15 protein-coding genes are annotated in these 19,136 nt (G+C 41.2%); 10 read left to right on the plus strand and 5 right to left on the minus strand.

The features are described 5' to 3' along the window. Positions 1-259: 259 nt before the first annotated feature. The gene (hemE, locus tag H5159_RS16620; protein WP_002961084.1) at positions 260-1,324 is read left to right on the plus strand and encodes a uroporphyrinogen decarboxylase; all 1,065 of its coding nucleotides are present in this window, start codon (positions 260-262) and stop codon (positions 1,322-1,324) included. Between the two features lie 95 nt (positions 1,325-1,419). On the opposite strand, the gene sthA is transcribed toward hemE, so the two are convergent. Both sthA and H5159_RS16630 read right to left on the minus strand, forming a co-directional pair. Next, a complete protein-coding gene (gene sthA, locus H5159_RS16625) occupies positions 1,420-2,850 on the minus strand; it encodes a Si-specific NAD(P)(+) transhydrogenase (RefSeq protein WP_007378904.1) in 1,431 nt (476 codons plus the stop codon). 13 nt (positions 2,851-2,863) lie between these two features. After that, positions 2,864-3,997, minus strand: coding sequence for a fatty acid desaturase (locus tag H5159_RS16630; protein WP_008138662.1), 1,134 nt, complete (start codon positions 3,995-3,997; stop codon positions 2,864-2,866). Between the two features lie 126 nt (positions 3,998-4,123). On the opposite strand from H5159_RS16630, the gene fabR reads away from it, so the two are divergent. From fabR to leuD, 5 genes are all read left to right on the plus strand, one after another. Beyond that, positions 4,124-4,747, plus strand: a complete 624-nt coding sequence (gene fabR / locus H5159_RS16635) for an HTH-type transcriptional repressor FabR (protein ID WP_002961087.1) — start codon at positions 4,124-4,126, stop codon at positions 4,745-4,747. A 405-nt stretch (positions 4,748-5,152) separates the two neighbouring features. Then, positions 5,153-6,706, plus strand: a complete 1,554-nt coding sequence (leuA, locus tag H5159_RS16640) for a 2-isopropylmalate synthase (protein ID WP_002961090.1) — start codon at positions 5,153-5,155, stop codon at positions 6,704-6,706. Then, positions 6,703-7,779 (plus strand): 3-isopropylmalate dehydrogenase, encoded by a 1,077-nt coding sequence (leuB, locus tag H5159_RS16645; protein ID WP_002961092.1) that lies wholly within the window; start codon positions 6,703-6,705, stop codon positions 7,777-7,779. The genes leuA and leuB overlap by 4 nt, the downstream gene beginning before the upstream one ends. A gap of 60 nt (positions 7,780-7,839) precedes the next feature. Further along, on the plus strand, positions 7,840-9,240 hold the full coding sequence (gene leuC / locus H5159_RS16650; protein WP_182682468.1) for a 3-isopropylmalate dehydratase large subunit: 1,401 nt from the start codon (positions 7,840-7,842) through the stop codon (positions 9,238-9,240). Next, positions 9,240-9,839: a 3-isopropylmalate dehydratase small subunit gene (gene leuD / locus H5159_RS16655; protein ID WP_002961095.1), complete on the plus strand. Its 600-nt coding sequence runs from the start codon at positions 9,240-9,242 to the stop codon at positions 9,837-9,839. Before leuC ends, leuD begins: the two co-directional genes overlap by 1 nt. A gap of 93 nt (positions 9,840-9,932) precedes the next feature. Here the strand turns inward: leuD and H5159_RS16660 are convergent, their stop codons facing one another. Further along, complete coding sequence (locus tag H5159_RS16660) at positions 9,933-11,432, minus strand: DUF3360 family protein (RefSeq protein ID WP_182693233.1); 1,500 nt, start codon at positions 11,430-11,432, stop codon at positions 9,933-9,935. A gap of 421 nt (positions 11,433-11,853) precedes the next feature. Continuing rightward, complete coding sequence (locus H5159_RS16665) at positions 11,854-13,479, minus strand: endonuclease (RefSeq protein ID WP_182780688.1); 1,626 nt, start codon at positions 13,477-13,479, stop codon at positions 11,854-11,856. Positions 13,480-13,782: 303 nt separating this feature from the next. On the opposite strand from H5159_RS16665, the gene H5159_RS16670 reads away from it, so the two are divergent. From H5159_RS16670 to H5159_RS16685, 4 genes are all read left to right on the plus strand, one after another. After that, positions 13,783-15,597, plus strand: a complete 1,815-nt coding sequence (locus H5159_RS16670) for an assimilatory sulfite reductase (NADPH) flavoprotein subunit (RefSeq protein ID WP_182780689.1) — start codon at positions 13,783-13,785, stop codon at positions 15,595-15,597. Positions 15,598-15,658: 61 nt separating this feature from the next. Next, a complete protein-coding gene (gene cysI / locus H5159_RS16675) occupies positions 15,659-17,356 on the plus strand; it encodes an assimilatory sulfite reductase (NADPH) hemoprotein subunit (protein WP_182780690.1) in 1,698 nt (565 codons plus the stop codon). 43 nt (positions 17,357-17,399) lie between these two features. After that, positions 17,400-18,140, plus strand: a complete 741-nt coding sequence (locus tag H5159_RS16680) for a phosphoadenylyl-sulfate reductase (protein WP_002961106.1) — start codon at positions 17,400-17,402, stop codon at positions 18,138-18,140. 145 nt (positions 18,141-18,285) lie between these two features. After that, positions 18,286-18,834, plus strand: a complete 549-nt coding sequence (locus H5159_RS16685) for a DUF4124 domain-containing protein (protein WP_182780691.1) — start codon at positions 18,286-18,288, stop codon at positions 18,832-18,834. Here H5159_RS16685 and H5159_RS16690 read toward each other — a convergent pair whose 3' ends face one another. Then, positions 18,835-19,089: a hypothetical protein gene (locus tag H5159_RS16690; RefSeq protein ID WP_182780692.1), complete on the minus strand. Its 255-nt coding sequence runs from the start codon at positions 19,087-19,089 to the stop codon at positions 18,835-18,837. Positions 19,090-19,136 lie beyond the last annotated feature (47 nt).

Below are 19,136 nucleotides of genomic sequence, written 5' to 3' on the forward strand. Positions count from 1 at the left end.
ATTGTTTTAAGATTTTTATTGTTGTTTTTGTTAACGCGGGACAAACAATAACAAGGTTTTTGTAATGTTGCAAACATATTAATAAAAAGTTTTAAATGTTATTTATTTTTGTTTATTTTATAGTCAAAATGGATTAAAAAACTCTATTCTATTGATCTACCTCTAGGTAAAGCTGTTTTCGTCCCTAAGCAATAGAGGGTCGGAGAATATGGTGGTACAATCTTGCACAATTTATACAAGTCTTAGGATCATTTACGCCATGAGCGAATTAAAAAACGACCGTTATTTACGTGCACTTGCAAAACAACCTGTTGATGTAACTCCGGTATGGATGATGCGCCAAGCAGGACGCTATTTACCAGAGTATCGCGCTACACGTGCACAAGCGGGCGATTTTATGAGCCTGTGCCGTAATGCTGAGCTTGCATGTGAAGTAACACTGCAGCCACTACGTCGCTACCCGTTAGATGCCGCTATATTATTTAGTGATATTTTAACGATTCCAGATGCGATGGGTTTAGGTCTTTACTTTGAAACTGGCGAAGGCCCTAAGTTCGAACGTCCTATTTCATCTCTTGCTGATGTTAAAAAAATTCCAAAGTTAGACCCTACAGACGAGCTTGGCTACGTAATGAACGCAGTAAGCACTATTCGTCGTGAACTTAAAGGTGAAGTACCACTTATTGGTTTTTCTGGTTCACCTTGGACACTAGCAACGTATATGGTTGAAGGCGGTAGCAGCAAAGTATTTGGTAAAATCAAAAAAATGGCGTTTGCAGAGCCCCAAACACTTCATTTATTACTAGATAAGCTAGCTGATTCAGTTATTGATTACTTAAATGCTCAAATTAAAGCAGGCGCGCAATCGCTAATGGTATTTGACTCATGGGGTGGTGTATTAAGCCCGCGCGATTACAATGAGTTTTCATTACAATACATGCATAAAATTGTAGATGGCTTAATTCGTGAGTACGACGGTCGTAAAGTACCGGTTACTTTGTTCACTAAAAATGGTGGTCAATGGATTGAAGCTATTGCAGCAACAGGCTGTGATGCAATCGGTCTTGATTGGACTATTAATATCAGCGACGCTAAGCGCCGCGTGGGTGATAAAGTTGCTCTACAAGGTAATATGGACCCATCTATGTTACACGGTACACCAGAGCGTATTCGCCAAGAAGTCGGCACTATTTTAGAAGACTTTGGTACAGGCAATGGCCACGTGTTTAACTTAGGCCACGGCATTACACCAGATGTAGACCCTGAAAATGCTGGCGTATTTATTAATGCAGTACATGAGCTAAGTGCTAAGTACCATAAGTAATAGTCACTTAAACGAGCTTTAAAACTGTTTAAAAGTAAAAAACCCGCTAAGTTGCGGGTTTTTTGTTACCTATTTATAAAGGCTTTTAAAACTACTTATTTAAATAAGCGATTTAAGCCATTTAATGCCGCAACACGGTAGGCTTCAGCCATGGTCGGGTAGTTAAATGTGGTATTTACAAAGTAGTCGATATTATTGCCACCATTTTTTTGTTCCATAATAGCTTGGCCAATGTGAACAATTTCAGAGGCACGTTCGCCAAAACAATGTACGCCAAGTACTTCTTTGGTTTCGGTGTGGAATAATATTTTTAAACTACCTACTTCAGTACCAGCAATTTGCGCGCGAGCCAAATGCTTAAACTGAGCACGGCCAACTTCATACGGTACTTTAGCGGCTGTAAGCTCTTGCTCGGTTTTACCTACTGAGCTCATTTCTGGAATGGTATAAATACCAGCCGGAATATCAACAATCAGCCTGTCATCGCAGTTACCACATGCAATTGCATCAGCAGCTATACGACCTTGGTCAAACGCAGCACTTGCAAGGCTTGGATAGCCAATTACATCACCTACAGCGTAAACGTTATCAATTTCTGTTTGGTATGTTTCGTTAACTTTTAATTGACCACGGCTATCGGCTTTTAAGCCAATGGCTTCAAGATTTAGTGTGTCAGTGTTACCAGTACGACCATTAGCAAATAAAATACAGTCAGCTTTTACGCGTTTACCTGATTTTAAATGCATTATAACGCAGTCGTCACGCGTCTCAATTCGGTCAAACTCTTCGTTATGGCGAATAACAATACCGCTATTCCAAAAGTGATAGCTAAGTGCGTCAGATATTTCTGCATCCATAAAAGCAAGTAGTCGATCGCGTGTATTAACCAAATCAACTTTAGCGCCTAAACCTTTAAATATTGACGCGTACTCACAACCAATTACACCTGCACCATAAATCAGTACACGATGAGGGTCATGCTCAAGGCCAAGTATTGTGTCACTTTCGTAAATGCGAGAATGCGTAAAATCTACCTCTGGTGGGCGATAAGGGCGTGAACCCGTTGCAATAACAATCGTTTTAGCAGTCAGTCGCTCAGTTGAACCATCATTTCGTTTTACTTCAATTGTGTGCTTATCTACAAAGCTCGCATCACCTTGAAACATATGAATGCGGTTACGATCGTAAAAGCTACTACGTAAATTAGATTGCTTAGAAATAACAGAACTTGCGTGACGTAAAATATCAGGAAATGTTAAGCGGCTAGGGCGCTCACCAACATTAAATAACGGATTTGCTTTGTATTCAATATAGCGGCTAACAGAGTGGCGAAGCGCTTTTGAAGGAATTGTTCCCCAATGTACACAACCGCCACCAACTGATTCTTGGCGTTCAATAACCGCTACTTTTTTATCGTTTTTTGAAAGGTTCATGGCGGTACCTTCACCGCCAGGACCCGTGCCAATAATTATTGCATCATATTGGTATGTCACGGGTACTTTTTTTTGTTCTGGTTGTTTGGCCACAGCCACTCCTAAATTAATTAAAAGAGGCTTTTAATAACCTCGCATTAAGTGCTAGCCATGCCTGTTTTTGATTTTCCCAGGCGGCTTCCAACTCATGGTATTGTGCCATTAATGCTGAGCGTTCACACTGCTTTGCCATGTTATTTTTTTTAACTTCTAACACTTGTTTTTGTAGTGAACAATAATTTTGCAGTTTTTTCAGCAGTAAATCGTACTCTTGTTGTAATAATGTAATCTTATCTTGTGCTAAAGGCAATTTTGCAAGGCGCGTTTGCGTTTTGCTCATGAGCGTTTCGGCCTTCGCTTTTTCTATACGTTCAACAGGAGTACGCTTTAACTTATTGGCTAAACCAACAGCTGCTAAAGAGCGAATCATCCATTTTGTTGGATCGTAATGAAACCACTTAATACCGTTACGGTAGTCGCTTGCAAAAATATGGTGGAAGTTGTGATACCCCTCACCGTATGTAAATAACGCTAAAAAGCCGTTATCACGTGCCGTATTTTTTTCGGTGTATGGGCGAGAGCCCCAAATATGTGCAACTGAGTTTATAAAAAAGGTAAAGTGTTGACTCAGTACTAAGCGTAGTAAACCTGCAAGAATTAACATCCCCCACACATCACCAACCAATAAACCAAGTGCTAGAGGCAAGCCTACGTTCATAGCAATCACAAGCTTTAAGTAATGTTTGTGTTGCCACATAACTATTTTATTGCGCTGTAAATCACGACAATTACTATAATCACCGTAGCTATCGCCTTGGTAGTCACGTAACATCCATCCGATATGGCTATACCAAAAACCATTGGTCGCCGCGTAAGGGTCTTTTATTGGGTCGTCAACTTGACCGTGATGTATACGGTGATCGCTACTCCAATGCAATGCACTGTTTTGCAGCGCAAAAGCACCGCCAAGCGCAAAAATAAATTCAACTGCAGGGTGTGCGTTATAGGTTTTATGTGCCCATAATCGATGGTAGCCGGCAGTAATTGATAAGCCTGCATAAAACATGCAGCCTACAAAAGCAATCCAATGCGCGCTGGTAAATCCGTAGCTAATGGCGTACCAAGGTACAAGTGTGGCAGCCGCCAAAAAGGTTAGGCTAAAAAATAGGACGTTTGTCCAAATAATCGGTGGTTTATTCATAATTCTCAATCTCAGCGTACAACTGTAAGCTAAAATAGTATTTCAAACTCTTGTCGTCAAGTATTAGACTGGACAATTGAGCTAATATCACTAAATATTCATATAAAATAATTCAGGGAGCTGTTGATGTCGGGTGTTAGAGCACAACAGAAACAAAAAACACGACAGGCGTTAATTCAAGCGGCATTTAATCAGCTGAGTGCTGATCATAGTTTTTCGAATTTAAGTTTACGCGAAGTAGCACGAGAAGCTGGTATTGCCCCAACTTCTTTTTATCGTCATTTTAAAGACATGGATGAGCTAGGTTTAACCATGGTAGACGAAGCCGGTTTAACCCTTCGCCAACTAATGCGTCAAGCTCGCAGACGAATAGCAAACGATGGCGGCAGTGTTATAAATACCTCAGTGGTTACTTTTATGGAGTTTATTGATAACTCAAGTAACCAATTTAGGTTGTTGCTGCGAGAACGCTCTGGGACTTCTAAAGCATTTAGAGCCGCAGTAGCGCGCGAGGTAAAGCATTTTATTTTAGAGTTGGCTCACTATCTAGAAAGCGAAACTAAATGTAATGCTATGCATGCCTATATTCAGGCGGAATCTATGGTAACGCTCGTATTTAATGCGGGTGCAGAGGCGCTCGATATAGAAGGATTGCAACGCGACGAATTGATTGAGCGCGTTATTTGGCAGCTGCGTTATATTACTCGTGGAGCCGGGCATTACGTAAGAGAAACGAGTAAAGAAGCATAGCTTAAAAAAATTGTAAAAAGTTAATATAAGCACGGTATATTGCAGTGCTTATTAATTTAAGCGTCACTAGTCATGTATTTGTTATTTTAATTCTTAATAGGTGCCTTGGTTGAATTAAAAAACCCAATTGAATCGTTTTTAAATCTGTTTTGTGGAATTTTTATGCTTGCTTCCGTCGCTTTGTAATGTTAAAAATAGGCTTCACTGAACACACACACAAGAAAACAAGATGCATATTATTCGTTTAATTACACTAAAACTTAACCTCTTACTGCTATGGTCAGTGAGCGGGGATTAGTGTGTTTGCATCGAGTTGAACACTAAAAACCCCGCAATTGCGGGGTTTTTTTTATCTCGCGGCTGGGATTAATTGAAATTTGGGTAACATAGGAATGAGGGGCAGTTATGCAAGAGCAAGATAAAGTATGGATTTTTGATACCACCTTACGTGATGGCGAACAGGCGCTTAAAGCAAGCCTTACTGAAGATGATAAAATTCAATTAGCGCATACAATTAGCCGCTTGAATGTGGATGTGATGGAAGTGGGTTTTCCAGTTTCGAGCCCTGCTGATTTTCGCTCGGTGCAACGTATTGCAACCGAAGTAAAAGGCCCGATTATTTGTGGTTTGGCACGCTCTGTTGCTAAAGACATTGAAGCCTGTGGCGAAGCACTTCGCACAGCTCAGCAAAGCCGTATTCATACTTTTATTGCTACAAGCCCTTTGCACCTTGAACATAAATTACGTATGAGCCTAGATGATGCAACGGCTATGGCTGTTAAATCAATTAAATTGGCGCGTAACTATACTGATGATGTTGAATTTTCGTGTGAAGATGCCGGTCGTACGCCGCATTGGGATTTATGTAAAATTGTTGAACAGGCAATTAACGCCGGTGCCTCTACTATTAACTTGCCAGATACCGTTGGTTTTGTAACGCCAGATGAGTACGCCGCAATGATCCGCCATTTAATGAATAACGTGCCAAATATTGATAAAGCGCGTTTAAGTGTGCATTGCCACAACGATTTAGGTTTAGCAGTAGCAAACTCTGTGGCCGCTGTACAAGCGGGTGCACGCCAAATTGAGTGTACTATCAATGGCATTGGTGAGCGGGCTGGTAACTGCTCGCTTGAAGAAGTGGCAATGATCATGAAAATGCGCAAAGACCATTTAAAAGTATACACAGATATTAAAAGTGAAGAAATTTACCGCGCATCTCGTCAAGTGGCTAAAATTTGTAATATGCCAGTACAACCAAATAAAGCGATTGTTGGCGAAAACGCCTTTGCGCATAGTTCTGGCATTCACCAAGACGGTGTATTAAAAGCGCAAAATACTTATGAGATTATGTCGCCAGAAAGCGTGGGTGTGCCAAGTAACCAATTAAATATGACTTCGCGTTCGGGTCGTCATGTTATTGAGCATCGCCTAGAAGAGTTAGGCTATCAAAAATCTGATTACGATATGGATGGCTTATATAAAAGCTTTATTGAGTTGGCTGACCAAAAAGGCACCGTATACGATTACGACCTTGAGGCGATGATTTACTTTAATCAAATTAACGACAAAGACGAAAAATACCAATTAGAATTTGTTAACTCAGCCTCTAACTCACAATCGGTAGCAAGCTCTACCATTGGAATGCGAATTGATGGCGAAGCTAAACAAGAAGCCGCGACAGGTAATGGCCCAGTAGAAGCTTCGTTTGCAGCTATTGAGCGCTTAACCGGTATGAGCGTTGAAATGATTGAATATAATTTAGAAGCGACAGGTCAAGGTGCAAGCTCATTAGGCCAAGTAAATATTATAGCTAAATACGATGGCCGACCTTACCACGGTGCGGGCATTGCAGCGGATGTGGTTGAAGCGTCGGTACGCGCCATGATCCGTGTTTATAACTTAATTTATCGTGCACAAAAAGTGTCTGATTTAAAACAACAAAGGAAAGCAGGATGAGTAAAACAAACTACAGCGTTGCCGTATTAGCTGGCGACGGTATTGGTCCAGAAGTGATGGCAGCAGCAGAACAAGTACTTGATGCTGTGAGCAATAAGTTTGGTTTTACCCTGAACCGTGAGCATTATGCAATTGGTGGCGCAGCAATTGATGAATTTGGTAAAGCATTACCAGAGAGCACACTTGCAGCGTGTGAAAACGCTGACGCTATTTTATTTGGTTCGGTAGGCGGTCCTAAATGGGAAAACCTACCACCAAACGAGCAGCCTGAGCGCGCATCGTTATTGCCGCTTCGTAAGCACTTTGGTTTGTTTTGTAACCTGCGCCCTGCACAGTTATTACCTGCATTAAGTGCAGCGTCACCACTTCGCGCTGATATTAGCGAAAAAGGTTTTGATATTTTATGTGTGCGCGAGCTAACCGGCGGCATTTATTTTGGCGAAAAAGGCCGTAGCGGCGAAGGCGCTGAAGAAGCTGCTTTTGATACGCAAACATACTCGCGTAAAGAAATTGAACGTATTGCTCGTTTTGCTTTTGAAGCTGCAAAACTACGTAGTAACCATGTTACCTCTGTTGATAAAGCAAACGTACTTGCATCAAGCGTATTATGGCGCGAAGTAGTCACCGAAGTAAGCAAAGACTACCCAGAAGTAAGCCTAGATTACATTTACGTAGATAACGCCGCTATGCAGTTAGTTAAACAGCCTAGCCAATTTGACGTACTACTTTGCGATAACTTATTTGGCGATATTTTGTCAGATGAGTGCGCGATGATCACAGGCTCAATGGGCTTATTACCTTCGGCAAGCTTGAATCAATCGGGTTTTGGGTTGTATGAGCCAGCAGGCGGTTCAGCACCAGATATTGCAGGTAAAGGCGTTGCAAACCCAATAGCACAAATATTAAGTGCCGCATTAATGTTACGTTACTCGCTAGGGCAAGACGAAGCTGCGCGCACCATTGAAAAAGCAGTAGCAGAAGCCGTTGAAGCAGGTGTAGGCACGCCAGATATATATCCAAATGCCGGTTACAGCACAAGCGATGTGGCAGCCGCTATCGTTTCACGCATTTAATAACATATTAAAGTTGCAGCACCGTTATGCTGCAACTCAAACAGATTAGGGAATTAGCAAGTGGCCCAAACGTTATACGACAAAATTTGGCAAGCACATACCGTTGCCAGCATAAATGAGCAAACCGACTTACTTTATATTGACCGCCATTTAGTGCATGAAGTTACTTCTCCGCAGGCTTTTGCAGGTCTACGTGAAAAAAACCGTACTGTACGTTGCCCAGAAAAAACCTTCGCAACGATGGATCATAACGTATCGACTAAAAGCCGATCACTTGATGCGGCAAGCGAAGTATCTAAAAACCAATTAATGGCGCTTGATAAAAACTGTAAAGAGTTTGGTATTGTACTTTACGATTTAAACTCAATTAACCAAGGCATTGTCCACGTAATGGGCCCAGAGCAAGGTATTACTTTGCCAGGTACAACCATTGTATGTGGCGATAGCCATACTTCTACGCATGGTGCGTTTGGCGCATTAGCGCATGGTATTGGTACGTCTGAGGTTGAGCACGTATTAGCAACGCAAACGCTACAGCAAAAAAAGGCGAAATCGTTAAAAATTCAAATTAACGGTGTATTGCGTCCAACAGTTACGGCTAAAGATTTAATTATGGCGGTAATTGGCAAGTTAGGTACTGCTGGTGGCACAGGCTATGTAGCAGAGTTTTGTGGTGCAGGCATTGAAGCGCTTTCAATGGAAGCCCGTATGACGCTATGTAATATGAGCATAGAAATGGGTGCAAAAGCGGGTTTAATTGCATCTGACCAAATTACTTATGATTATTTAAAAGGTCGTCCGTTTGCACCTAAAGGCGCAGATTTTGATGCAGCCGTTGAATATTGGGAAACCTTAAAAACAGACGAAGGCGCACACTTTGATTTAGTTGTTGAGCTAAATGCTGACGACATTCAGCCACAAATTACCTGGGGCACAAGCCCAGAGCAAGTAATTGGTGTTGATGAGTGCATACCTGATCCAGATAAAGAACCAGATTTAATTAAAGCCGATGCCATTCGCAGCGCACTTAAATACATGGGCTTAAAAGCGGGCGATAAATTATCAAGCGCAAAAGTAGACACGGTATTTATTGGCTCATGTACTAATAGCCGTATTGAAGACTTACGCGCAGCTGCAAAAATTGTTGAAGGCAAGCAAGTTGTAGCCGGCATAGAGGCGTTAATTGTACCGGGCTCTGGCTTAGTTAAAAAACAAGCTGAAGACGAAGGCTTAGCCGATATTTTTAAAGCCGCAGGCTTTGAATGGCGCGAACCAGGTTGTTCTATGTGTTTAGCGATGAACGATGACCGCCTAGAAGCAGGCAAGCGTTGTGCATCTACTTCTAATCGTAACTTTGAAGGTCGTCAAGGTCGTGGCGGGCGTACCCATTTAGTTAGCCCTGCAATGGCTGCAGCCGCTGCAATACATGGTCACTTTGTTGATATTAGAGGAGAAGCATAATGAGCGTATTTTTTAGTGGCTTAATGGCTCCACTTGATAAAAACAATGTAGATACTGACCAAATTATTCCTAAGCAGTTTTTAACATCAACTAGCCGCGAAGGTTTTGATGCTGCCTTGTTTTATGATTGGCGTTACCTAGATAACGGTGAGCCAAACCCTGACTTTATTTTAAATCGCCCATGCTACCAAGGCGCGCAAATATTATTAACGCGCGACAACTTTGGTTGTGGCTCATCTCGTGAGCACGCGCCATGGGCACTTAAGCAATATGGTTTTGAAGTTATTTTAGCTGAAAGCTTTGCTGATATTTTTTTTAATAACTGTGGTAACAACCAAATGTTAGCCATTGCGTTACCTGCCGACACGCTTGAGCAATTGTTTGTACTTAGCGAGCAGCACGACGATATTAACATTGAAATCGACCTTGAAAATCAAACACTAACAAGCAGTAAGTTTGCACCAATTAGTTTTGATATTCGTAAAGACGTAAAAGAGCGTCTATTAAGTGGCTTAGATTTTATTGGTGTAACCGAAACACTAAACCCACAGATTGATGCGTTTGAAAAACAACTAGCAGCTGAGCGCCCTTGGCAGTAATTGTTTAACTTGTATATAGTAAAATCACGTATTGAAAAGCACGGCAATTGCCGTGCTTTTTTGTGGGTAAATATTAGGTTCAGTACCTAAGGCTTAATGTCTAAAGTCAGCCATTAACGCAGGTATACCAGGTAACATGCCTACAATTGCCATTACAGTAGTAAGTAGCAAAAACATAATAAGTGGAATCACCCAGCGGCTCATTTTAGTTAGCTCTGCGCTACGTTCTTTACAGCCAATAAGCCCTAGGTTATCAAGTAGCATAGTAAGCGACCAACCAAAAGCCGGATTAACTAAGGTTGAGGCAAATACCACAATAGCGGCTGATTGCGTTGTTTTGCCTTCGCGCGTCATTTCCATGCCAGCTTCAAGTAGCGGAATAAACACACCTACAATAAGCGCTACACAAAGCACAGGTTGCCAAATGGCTAAATCCATTGGGTAACCCCATAAACCAGCAATAATACAAAATACGGCTGTTAAAATGGCGCCAGCCGGAATAGGGCGTTTAGCAATAGCAGCAGGTACAATGTAGGTTCCCCACGATGAGGTAAAGTTAGCACCACCAGCAAGTGAGCCAAATGTTTGTCTAACCGATGCGCTCAGCATGGTGTCGTCGATATTCATTTGTACTTTTTCAGTACGTTGCGGATAGCTTATTTTTTGAAATACTTGATGACCTAAAAAATCAGGTGACCACATAGCAACGGCGAGCACTGCAAATGGGAGTACAACCACAAAGCTTTCAAGCGTTGGCAGGCCAAGCATCCAACCCGTGTTTTCGCCCCACCAGTAAGCGGGGTTCATATTTGGTAAACCGGGAGCTGTATGAAACTCAAACGGTGCACCTAGAGCAAAGGCAACCACACCACCAATAAGGCAGCTTAACGGCACGGCTAACCAACGCTTTTTAAAGTGCTCTAACAGTGCATACAATAAAATGGTGGCTAAAATAACAATAAACGCAATATGCGCCATATCAATGGCCTCAGCCCAGGCAAACAGCTTTTTAACCTGCGAAATAGTACCAATAAAACCTAAATAAATGAGTAGCCCGCCACATACACCTTTACTGGTTAGGCGCGCGAGCATACTTCCTCCCTTGGTTATGGCCAAAATAAAACCAAAGGCACCAATGAGTAAGCCAAACGCCATAGGGTGACCGCCAGCAGCAACTACAATAGGAATTAACGGAATAAGCGGGCCATGAGTACCGGCTAAGTTGGCCGTGGGTAAAATAAAGCCTGAAAATAAAATGATAAAAATAGAAACAATGAGTAATTCATAACGTACATTTTCTAAAACAAAGGCATCGCTTAATCCAAGAGGCGCTGCAAATGTTGCCGCAATAGCACCCACCATAACGACTTTACCAATAGTGCCCGCCATTGCTGGAATGGTGTCTTCAAATTCAAATCGGTAATCTCTAAACGGTAAATTAGGACGCCAGCGTTTAGGCTGCATAATCTGTAATTCATGTTCGAGATACTCGTCGCGAGTATTAAACTCTGAACTCGGTTTGTGAAGCTGCTCGTAGCTTTGAGCATTCTTGTGCGTGTTTGATGGTGCATCACCGGGTGGTGTAGTTTGCATGCGTTCTCCTGCAACATTGTTGCTTAATCAAATAAATACGGCTTTTGTTAAAGCAAATGAATATTGAATATGCAGGGTAGATCAGCTTTTAGGCTGCTATGTATAGGCAAAAGGTCGTGCATGGTTGTTTTTAATACAGTTAATCTGACAATCAGCTTTACGTTAAAAATTATAAAACTACACAAAATGATTTAAAATTACTATAAATCAATGGCTTGTTTTTTATTTTAAGGAGTTTGATCACTTTTTATAGCGGGGAATAGTGTTAATGGCAGGTTATTATCCTTTAGTCTTAGTGGTTGTTAAAAGAGTGTTTTTATTGAAAATACGTTAAGTGGTGAGGTAATCCCTTCAAAAATATTACACACTAAAGGTTAAAAGCCTCTGCAATTGCAAAGGCTTATGTTTTAACTGCTAACTTTTACCAAACCATTTCTACAAATTCAGGATGGTCGATATACGGGTTACGATTACCTTGAAATTCAAAGGCTGCTTGGTTACGGTCAAGTTCCATTTGGCTTACAGGATCGCTGTTATGCCAGTCAAGCAGCATGGCTACAACCCAGCTTTCAAACACTTGGTTGCTTGAACCATTAAGCACTGCATTACTTGAGGTCGTTTTGGTTTGCCAAGTGCCTATTACATTTTCGTAGCGCGTTGCCATGTAAAAATAAGCGCGAGCAAAGTCACCTTTAAATTCGTCAATTGGCTCAAATACAGTACCTGAGTAATTTAATGAACTTGCGGCAGAGCCTAATTTACTTCCGTTGGTTGATGTAAATGAAGCGCTTGCTACTTCACCAAATGGGAAGTTACTACGTTTTGAGTTTACATAACCGTCGGTTGCGTAAATATGATGCACATCTGAGTTCATTGGCTCAATAGTGCCGCCAAACCAGCTTTTAGGAAATGAATGCTCACGGTTGTAACAGCCGCCTTCTCCACTATAGTTACCACATTGGTCACTCACCGCAGTATAATTGTAGCTATCTGAGCCGTTTGGTTTCTCGCTATACATATCTAAAATGCTGTTATCGTTTTCAAAGTATTTATCACGTGCAGATGAGTCGTAAAAATTCCAAATAGCCGAGTAACCCTGTGCATTATGATCTTTAATAATATTATAAAGCTCAGTTTTTAGTGCATAACCTGATAACCCTTGAGCAGTAACATAGTAGCCAGTGGGTGTTGGGTTAGTCCCGCCGCCATCACCAGAGCCACTACCTAAAGTAAATGCCGTGCTGTCTGTATTATTAAAACTTGCACCGCTAGCAAGTGTGGTAGAGCCTTGCTTAAGCGCATAACTGCCACTACCTGTTGAACAACACATACCATCGCCGTAACTGTCGCTAATAACAAGTGTGTAAGTACCATCAGTTAGGCATATTTGCTCATCATACTGAGTGTTTGATGCGTAACCACTGCCGTTAGCAACAGCGCTACCTTGATTATTATTAACGGCCCAGCTAGTTTCGCTACCGTAATTATCGGTGTTAAGCGTTAAAGTAAGGCTATTGTCGGTGCAACTTGTTGATGCGTTGCCATCAGTATTTGGTAAAAAGTTATCTACGTATACGGTTTCGCTGCCATCAAATCCACTTACATCGTAAAACCTAAGCCCAACACTAATTGTTTTATCACTGCTTGCTGTATAGCTATGGCTAATTGTTTGCCATTGGTTAGTTTGTGCTTGATTTGAATAGCCTTGATAGCCATCTACATATAAGCGCGCTTTAATTTTACCTTCGGTGTGGTAAACATCAGCCGAAAAGTTATAGGTTTTACCCGCTTCTACAGCAACCTGTTGTAGTAAATCAGTGTTACTTTGCGATCCTGTTGTTACATTGACAGCAGCAGAGCTACTACCGCTTTTAACTGTACTAGTTGAGCGCGTTAAGCTGATTCCGCTATCAATAGTGCTCCAAGAGCTAGGTGTATTACCTGACCATTGTTCAAATCCGCCATTAGCTACATTGGCCATTACAGGTAATGAGCCAAGTAACAAAGCGGTACTAAGTAGTTTATTTTTATATTTCCCGTGTAACATAGTTGTTCCTATTTTTATTTTGAATGAAGAATATACCCTACATTAGTTAGGTTACAAAATTGTTAATTTAAAGTGCAGTAAAAAGCAATAATAAGTCTTTAATCTGTTTTTGAAGGTATTTTTATAAATTAATAACTAAATGGAATATCAAAGCAGATTCTATTCTTTTTTTATCTATGCTTAGCCCGTTATCCTGCATACTTAGAAAACCTCAACAGATACACTCTGGATGAGGTAAAACTCATTTTTAACAATACACAAAGTGTGTTGTGTTTAATTTTCAGGGTTATGGGGAATCGATTCATGTTGTTAGGTCAACTAAATGCTGCGGCAAGCCCGCTATCGCAAGATCAAGTACAAAAGCTGCAAGGTTTAGTGGCTGAGCTTAATCCAATTCAACAAGCATGGGTAAGTGGTTACTTAGCCGCAAATGCTAACTCAGCTGCATTAGGTGCTCCTACTGCTGGCGTACCGGCTGCAGGAGATGCTGCAGCGCTAACTATTTTATATGGTTCGCAAACGGGTAACGCAAAAGGCGTAGCAAGCAAAATGAAAGAGCAGGCTGAGTCGCGCGGCTTAGCGGTTAAATTGGTTAGCATGTCAGATTACAAACCAACAGCCCTGAAAAAAGAAAAGTTTTTAACCATCGTTGTATCTACTTACGGTGAAGGTGAGCCACCAGAAGACGCAGAAACACTCTATGAATTTTTAGCAACTAAAAAAGCACCAAAACTAGACGATGTAAAAATAGCCGTTATTGGTTTAGGTGATTCTAGCTATGAGTTTTTCTGCCAAACAGCAAAAGACTTTGAAGAGCGTTTAAATAAACTAGGTGCACAGACCATATATCAACGTGCTGATTTAGATGTAGATTATGAAGAAGAAGCTGCAACATGGATTGCGGGCGCAATTGACGCATTCGAACCTGATTTAAAAGCGCAACAAGAGGCCGCTGGTGGTCAAGTTGTATCAATGCCATTTGGCGCTCCAACCTCTGCAGCAAGCCAATATACAAAACAAAATCCATTTGAAGCAGAGCTATTAACTGTTCAAAAAATTACCGGTCGCGACTCAACTAAAGATGTACGCCATGTTGAAATTTCGCTTGAAGGTTCTGACATTACTTACACGCCTGGTGATTCATTAGGTGTGTACTTTTTAAATGACGATGTATTAGTTGATGAAGTACTTACACTTACTCAAATTGATGCAACAAGCATTGTAAAAGTAGGTGATGAAGAGCTAAGCGTACGCGATGCACTTATTGAAAAACTAGAGCTGACTCAGTCGTACCCAGGTTTTGTAGAAAAATACGCAACAGCAACAGGTACGCCTGAATTATTAAAGCTTGTAGAAGATAAAGCTGCAATGCGTGCGTATATTGAACCTCGCCAAATATTTGATGTGATTCGCCAAAATCCAGCAAAAATTGATGCGCAAACATTAGTAGATTGCCTACGTAAACTACAAGCTCGTTTGTACTCAATTGCATCTAGCCAAAGCGAAGTTGAAGACGAAGTACACTTAACACTAGGTCTAGTGCAGTTTGATGCATTTGATAGCGAGCATTTAGGTGGCTGTACTGGTTACTTAACTCGTCGTGCAGAAGAAGGTTGTAAAGTTAAAGTATTTAGCGAACACAACGACAATTTCCGCCTACCAACTAACGATGATACACCGGTGATTATGGTTGGTCCTGGTACGGGTATTGCGCCGTTCCGTGCATTTTTACAAGAGCGTGATTCGCGTGAAGCGCAAGGCAAAAACTGGTTGTTCTTTGGTAACCCACATTTCACTCAAGACTTTTTATACCAAGTAGAAATACAGGGTTATTTAAAATCGGGTTTACTTAACAAAGTAGATGTTGCATTTAGCCGTGACCAAGCAGAAAAAGTATACGTACAAGACAAATTACGCAGTAACAGTAAAGACGTGTTTGAGTGGTTAGAAGCCGGCGCTCACTTTTATATTTGTGGCGATGCAAATCGCATGGCAAAAGATGTACACAACGCCTTGGTTGATATCGTTAAAGAAAACACAGGCAAGAGCAATGAAGACGCAGAGCAATATTTAAAAGATTTGCGTAGCGCAAACCGCTATCAGAAAGACGTGTATTAATCACGTTTCTTATTTTATTTAACAGCTAGCAGCCGTCACTGTAACAAATTTAGGATTTAAAATGAGCGAACAAGATAAAAACGTAAAACTTTCTGATAACGAACGTTTGAAAAGAGAAAGTAACTTTTTACGTGGCACCATAGAGCAAGATTTAAAAGACGAAATTACCGGTGGTTTTACTGCAGATAACTTTCAGTTAATACGTTTTCATGGCATGTACCAACAAGATGACCGCGATATACGTGGTGAGCGTGCCAAGCAAAGGCTAGAGCCGCTACATAATGTAATGTTACGTGCACGTATGCCTGGCGGTATTATTAAGCCAGAGCAGTGGTTAGCAATTGATAAGTTTGCTGATGAAAAAACAAGCTACGGCAGCATTCGTCTAACTACGCGTCAAACGTTTCAGTTTCATGGTGTATTAAAGCCGAATATTAAAGGCATGCACCAAATGCTTAACAGCGTAGGTATAGACTCTATTGCAACTGCGGGCGATGTTAACCGTAACGTGCTTTGTACTACTAACCCTGTTGAGTCTGAGTTACACCAAGAAGCTTACGACTGGGCTGCAAAAATTTCTGAACATTTATTACCAAAAACGAAAGCGTATGCTGAAATTTGGCTAAATGGCGAAAAGGCAGAAACCACAGAAGAGCCAATTTTAGGATCTAACTACTTACCGCGTAAATTTAAAACAACGGTAACCATTCCGCCTAATAACGAAGTTGATGTGCATGCGAATGACTTAAACTTTGTGGCAATTGCTGATAACGGAAAGCTTGTTGGCTTTAACGTACTTGTTGGTGGTGGCCTTGCCATGACGCACGGCGATACAGCAACTTATCCGCGTAAGGCTGATGACTTTGGCTTTATTACGCTCGAAGATACCTTAAAAATTGCAGAGCATGTTGTATCTGTGCAGCGCGATTGGGGTAATCGTTCAAACCGTAAAAATGCAAAAACTAAATACACATTAGACCGTGTTGGCGTTGATGTATTTAAAGCAGAAGTTGAAAAGCGCTCAGGCGTTACGTTTGCACCAAGCCGTCCGTTTGAGTTTACTCATCGTGGCGATCGTATTGGTTGGGTTGAAGGCATTGATGGTAAGCACCACTTAACGCTATTTATTCAAAGTGGTCGTATTTTAGACTACCCAGGCAAGCCGCTTAAAACAGGTTGTCGTAAAATCGCAGAAGTTCACCAAGGTGACATGCGTATGACGGCAAACCAAAACTTAATTATTGCTGGCGTACCTGCAGATCAAAAAGCCGTGATTGAAGAAATTGCACGTAGCCATGGCCTAATTGATGACAAAGATTCGCAGCAGCGTAAAAATTCTATGGCGTGTGTTTCACTGCCAACGTGCCCACTTGCAATGGCCGAAGCAGAGCGTTACTTACCAAGCCTAGTAGAAAAAACTGAAGCATTACTTGCTAAACACGGTATACCAGATGACAGCATTATTATGCGCGTTGTAGGTTGCCCTAACGGTTGTGGCCGCGCAATGCTTGCAGAAGCTGGTTTAGTGGGTAAAGGCCCAGGTAAGTACAACGTTTACCTAGGTGGTAATTTAGAAGGTACACGTATTCCTAAATTGTACCTTGAGAACGTAGGCGAAGACGTTTACCTAGAAGCATTCGATAAGCTCATTGGGCAATGGGCAAAAGAGCGTAACGATGGTGAGTGTTTTGGTGACTTTGTTATACGCAAAGGCATAGTTGCTGAAGTAAAAGTATCAGTAACCGATTTTCACGCTTAATTAAATACCAGCGCCAAAGCGCTGGTGAGGTTTGGAATTTACCATGAGTGAATTTAAAAACATTTTACAGCTAGATAAACAAAGCCAAGCGGCTATGTTAGCTGATGCTAATGGTTTGCTAGCGAATATGAGCGCAGAACAGCGTGTTGCATGGGCGCTTGATAACTTGCCTAATACGGCTTTTTTATCATCTAGCTTTGGTATTCAAGCGGCAGTAATGCTGCATTTAATGACCTCACAACGTCCAGATATTCCCGTTGTATTAACCGATACAGGCTATTTATTTCCTGAAACGTATCAGTTTATTGAACAAATGAGTGAGCGTTTATCACTTAACTTAAAGGTGTATAGAGCGCAGCTAAGCCCTGCATGGCAAGAAGCTAAGTTTGGTAAGTTGTGGGAGCAAGGCGAGGACGGCATTAAGCAATATAACCAGCTTAATAAAGTTGAGCCGATGACCCGCGCACTTAAAGAGATAGAAGCGGGCACGTGGTTTAGTGGTTTGCGTCGCGATCAATCATCTACACGTGCTGATAAACAGTTTGTAGAAATAAGCCGTGGTACCGTTAAAGTGTACCCGATTATTGAATGGTCTAACCGCGACGTGTATCAGTACCTGACTAAGCACGATTTACCTTACCACCCATTATGGGAACAAGGTTATGTATCGATGGGTGACGTACATACAACACGTAAGTTAGAACCAGGAATGACAGAGGAAGAAACTCGCTTTTTTGGCTTAAACCGAGAATGTGGACTGCACATGGATGGTGACGGTATTTAACGTCACTACGATGTAGTTAAATCGCAAATAAAAACGCAGCTTCGGCTGCGTTTTTATTTTCTTTTATTCGGGTACAAAAAATTGCCTAATTAAGTATTTTTTATTAGACTCAAGGCATTAAAGGATTAATTAAAGCAGGAACGCTATGAAATACTTTACCTACTTAGCTATATCAATTATGGCTATTGCAGTCATCTCTTTGTTTTATCTAAAAAAGCCCGATGGTCAAACATGGCTTTCTGCATCATCAATTAGCAGTGAATCTGGGCAAATTAAAGAAAGAATGGTCGCGCTATCTAGCAGTACTTTGGACCAAGCAGTGCAGGGCGTTCAGCAAGCTGGCGATAAAATTGCGAGCAGTATTTCTGATGAACCAATTGCTGCAAATACTACCTCAAGTGGTAAAATTTTTAAGTGGCAAGACGTAACAGGCCAATGGCACTTTTCTGATACACCTAACCCACATGCAAAAAGTATTGAAGTAAAACTCGATCCTAAAGATATTACTGTTATTGCTGCAGAAGACACGTCTATTTTAAATACCTCTTCAACTCCAAACACAATGTCGGCTGCACCAGAGGGGATCAGTATTTTGAACCCAGATTCGGTTAAAAAGCTATTTAATGACGCCGAAAATGTAAAAGACAACCTAGAAAAACGTAATAAAGAAATTAATAATTTAAGTGCACTTTAATTATTTAGAGTGAGTGCTTTTATGGTTTTTTAAATAACGTTTTTCGGCTTCCATCAATAATACTGTTAAATATATTTTAGTGGGAAGCGACAGCAGCACGCCTACAGCAATGCATGCCGCCGCTATAATTATTCCTTTAATACCATGCTTGACAGTAAAGTAGTTCGATACAAGTAACGTATGGCCAGTAACAATAAGGCACAACCCAAGCATTATTGATGTTTTAAGCAGCCTAATTATCATTGTTTGCGACATAGTTACCTCAGTAGGCACGCTTTAAATGCTTAGCATTGATTTAAGAC

Origin of the sequence: Pseudoalteromonas sp. SG43-1 (assembly GCF_014164415.1) — a bacterium.
GTDB classification, from domain to species: domain Bacteria; phylum Pseudomonadota; class Gammaproteobacteria; order Enterobacterales; family Alteromonadaceae; genus Pseudoalteromonas; species Pseudoalteromonas distincta.

Excerpts from the sequence above, each read along its gene's own strand:
- hemE (WP_002961084.1), top strand. The coding sequence starts at position 260 with ATGAGCGAATTAAAAAACGACCGTTATTTACGTGCACTTGCAAAACAA.
- H5159_RS16630 (WP_008138662.1), bottom strand. The coding sequence starts at position 3,997 with ATGAATAAACCACCGATTATTTGGACAAACGTCCTATTTTTTAGCCTA.
- fabR (WP_002961087.1), top strand. The coding sequence starts at position 4,124 with ATGTCGGGTGTTAGAGCACAACAGAAACAAAAAACACGACAGGCGTTA.
- leuA (WP_002961090.1), top strand. The coding sequence starts at position 5,153 with ATGCAAGAGCAAGATAAAGTATGGATTTTTGATACCACCTTACGTGAT.
- leuB (WP_002961092.1), top strand. The coding sequence starts at position 6,703 with ATGAGTAAAACAAACTACAGCGTTGCCGTATTAGCTGGCGACGGTATT.
- leuD (WP_002961095.1), top strand. The coding sequence starts at position 9,240 with ATGAGCGTATTTTTTAGTGGCTTAATGGCTCCACTTGATAAAAACAAT.
- H5159_RS16660 (WP_182693233.1), bottom strand. The coding sequence starts at position 11,432 with ATGCAAACTACACCACCCGGTGATGCACCATCAAACACGCACAAGAAT.
- H5159_RS16665 (WP_182780688.1), bottom strand. The coding sequence starts at position 13,479 with ATGTTACACGGGAAATATAAAAATAAACTACTTAGTACCGCTTTGTTA.
- H5159_RS16670 (WP_182780689.1), top strand. The coding sequence starts at position 13,783 with ATGTTGTTAGGTCAACTAAATGCTGCGGCAAGCCCGCTATCGCAAGAT.
- cysI (WP_182780690.1), top strand. The coding sequence starts at position 15,659 with ATGAGCGAACAAGATAAAAACGTAAAACTTTCTGATAACGAACGTTTG.
- H5159_RS16680 (WP_002961106.1), top strand. The coding sequence starts at position 17,400 with ATGAGTGAATTTAAAAACATTTTACAGCTAGATAAACAAAGCCAAGCG.
- H5159_RS16685 (WP_182780691.1), top strand. The coding sequence starts at position 18,286 with ATGAAATACTTTACCTACTTAGCTATATCAATTATGGCTATTGCAGTC.
- H5159_RS16690 (WP_182780692.1), bottom strand. The coding sequence starts at position 19,089 with ATGTCGCAAACAATGATAATTAGGCTGCTTAAAACATCAATAATGCTT.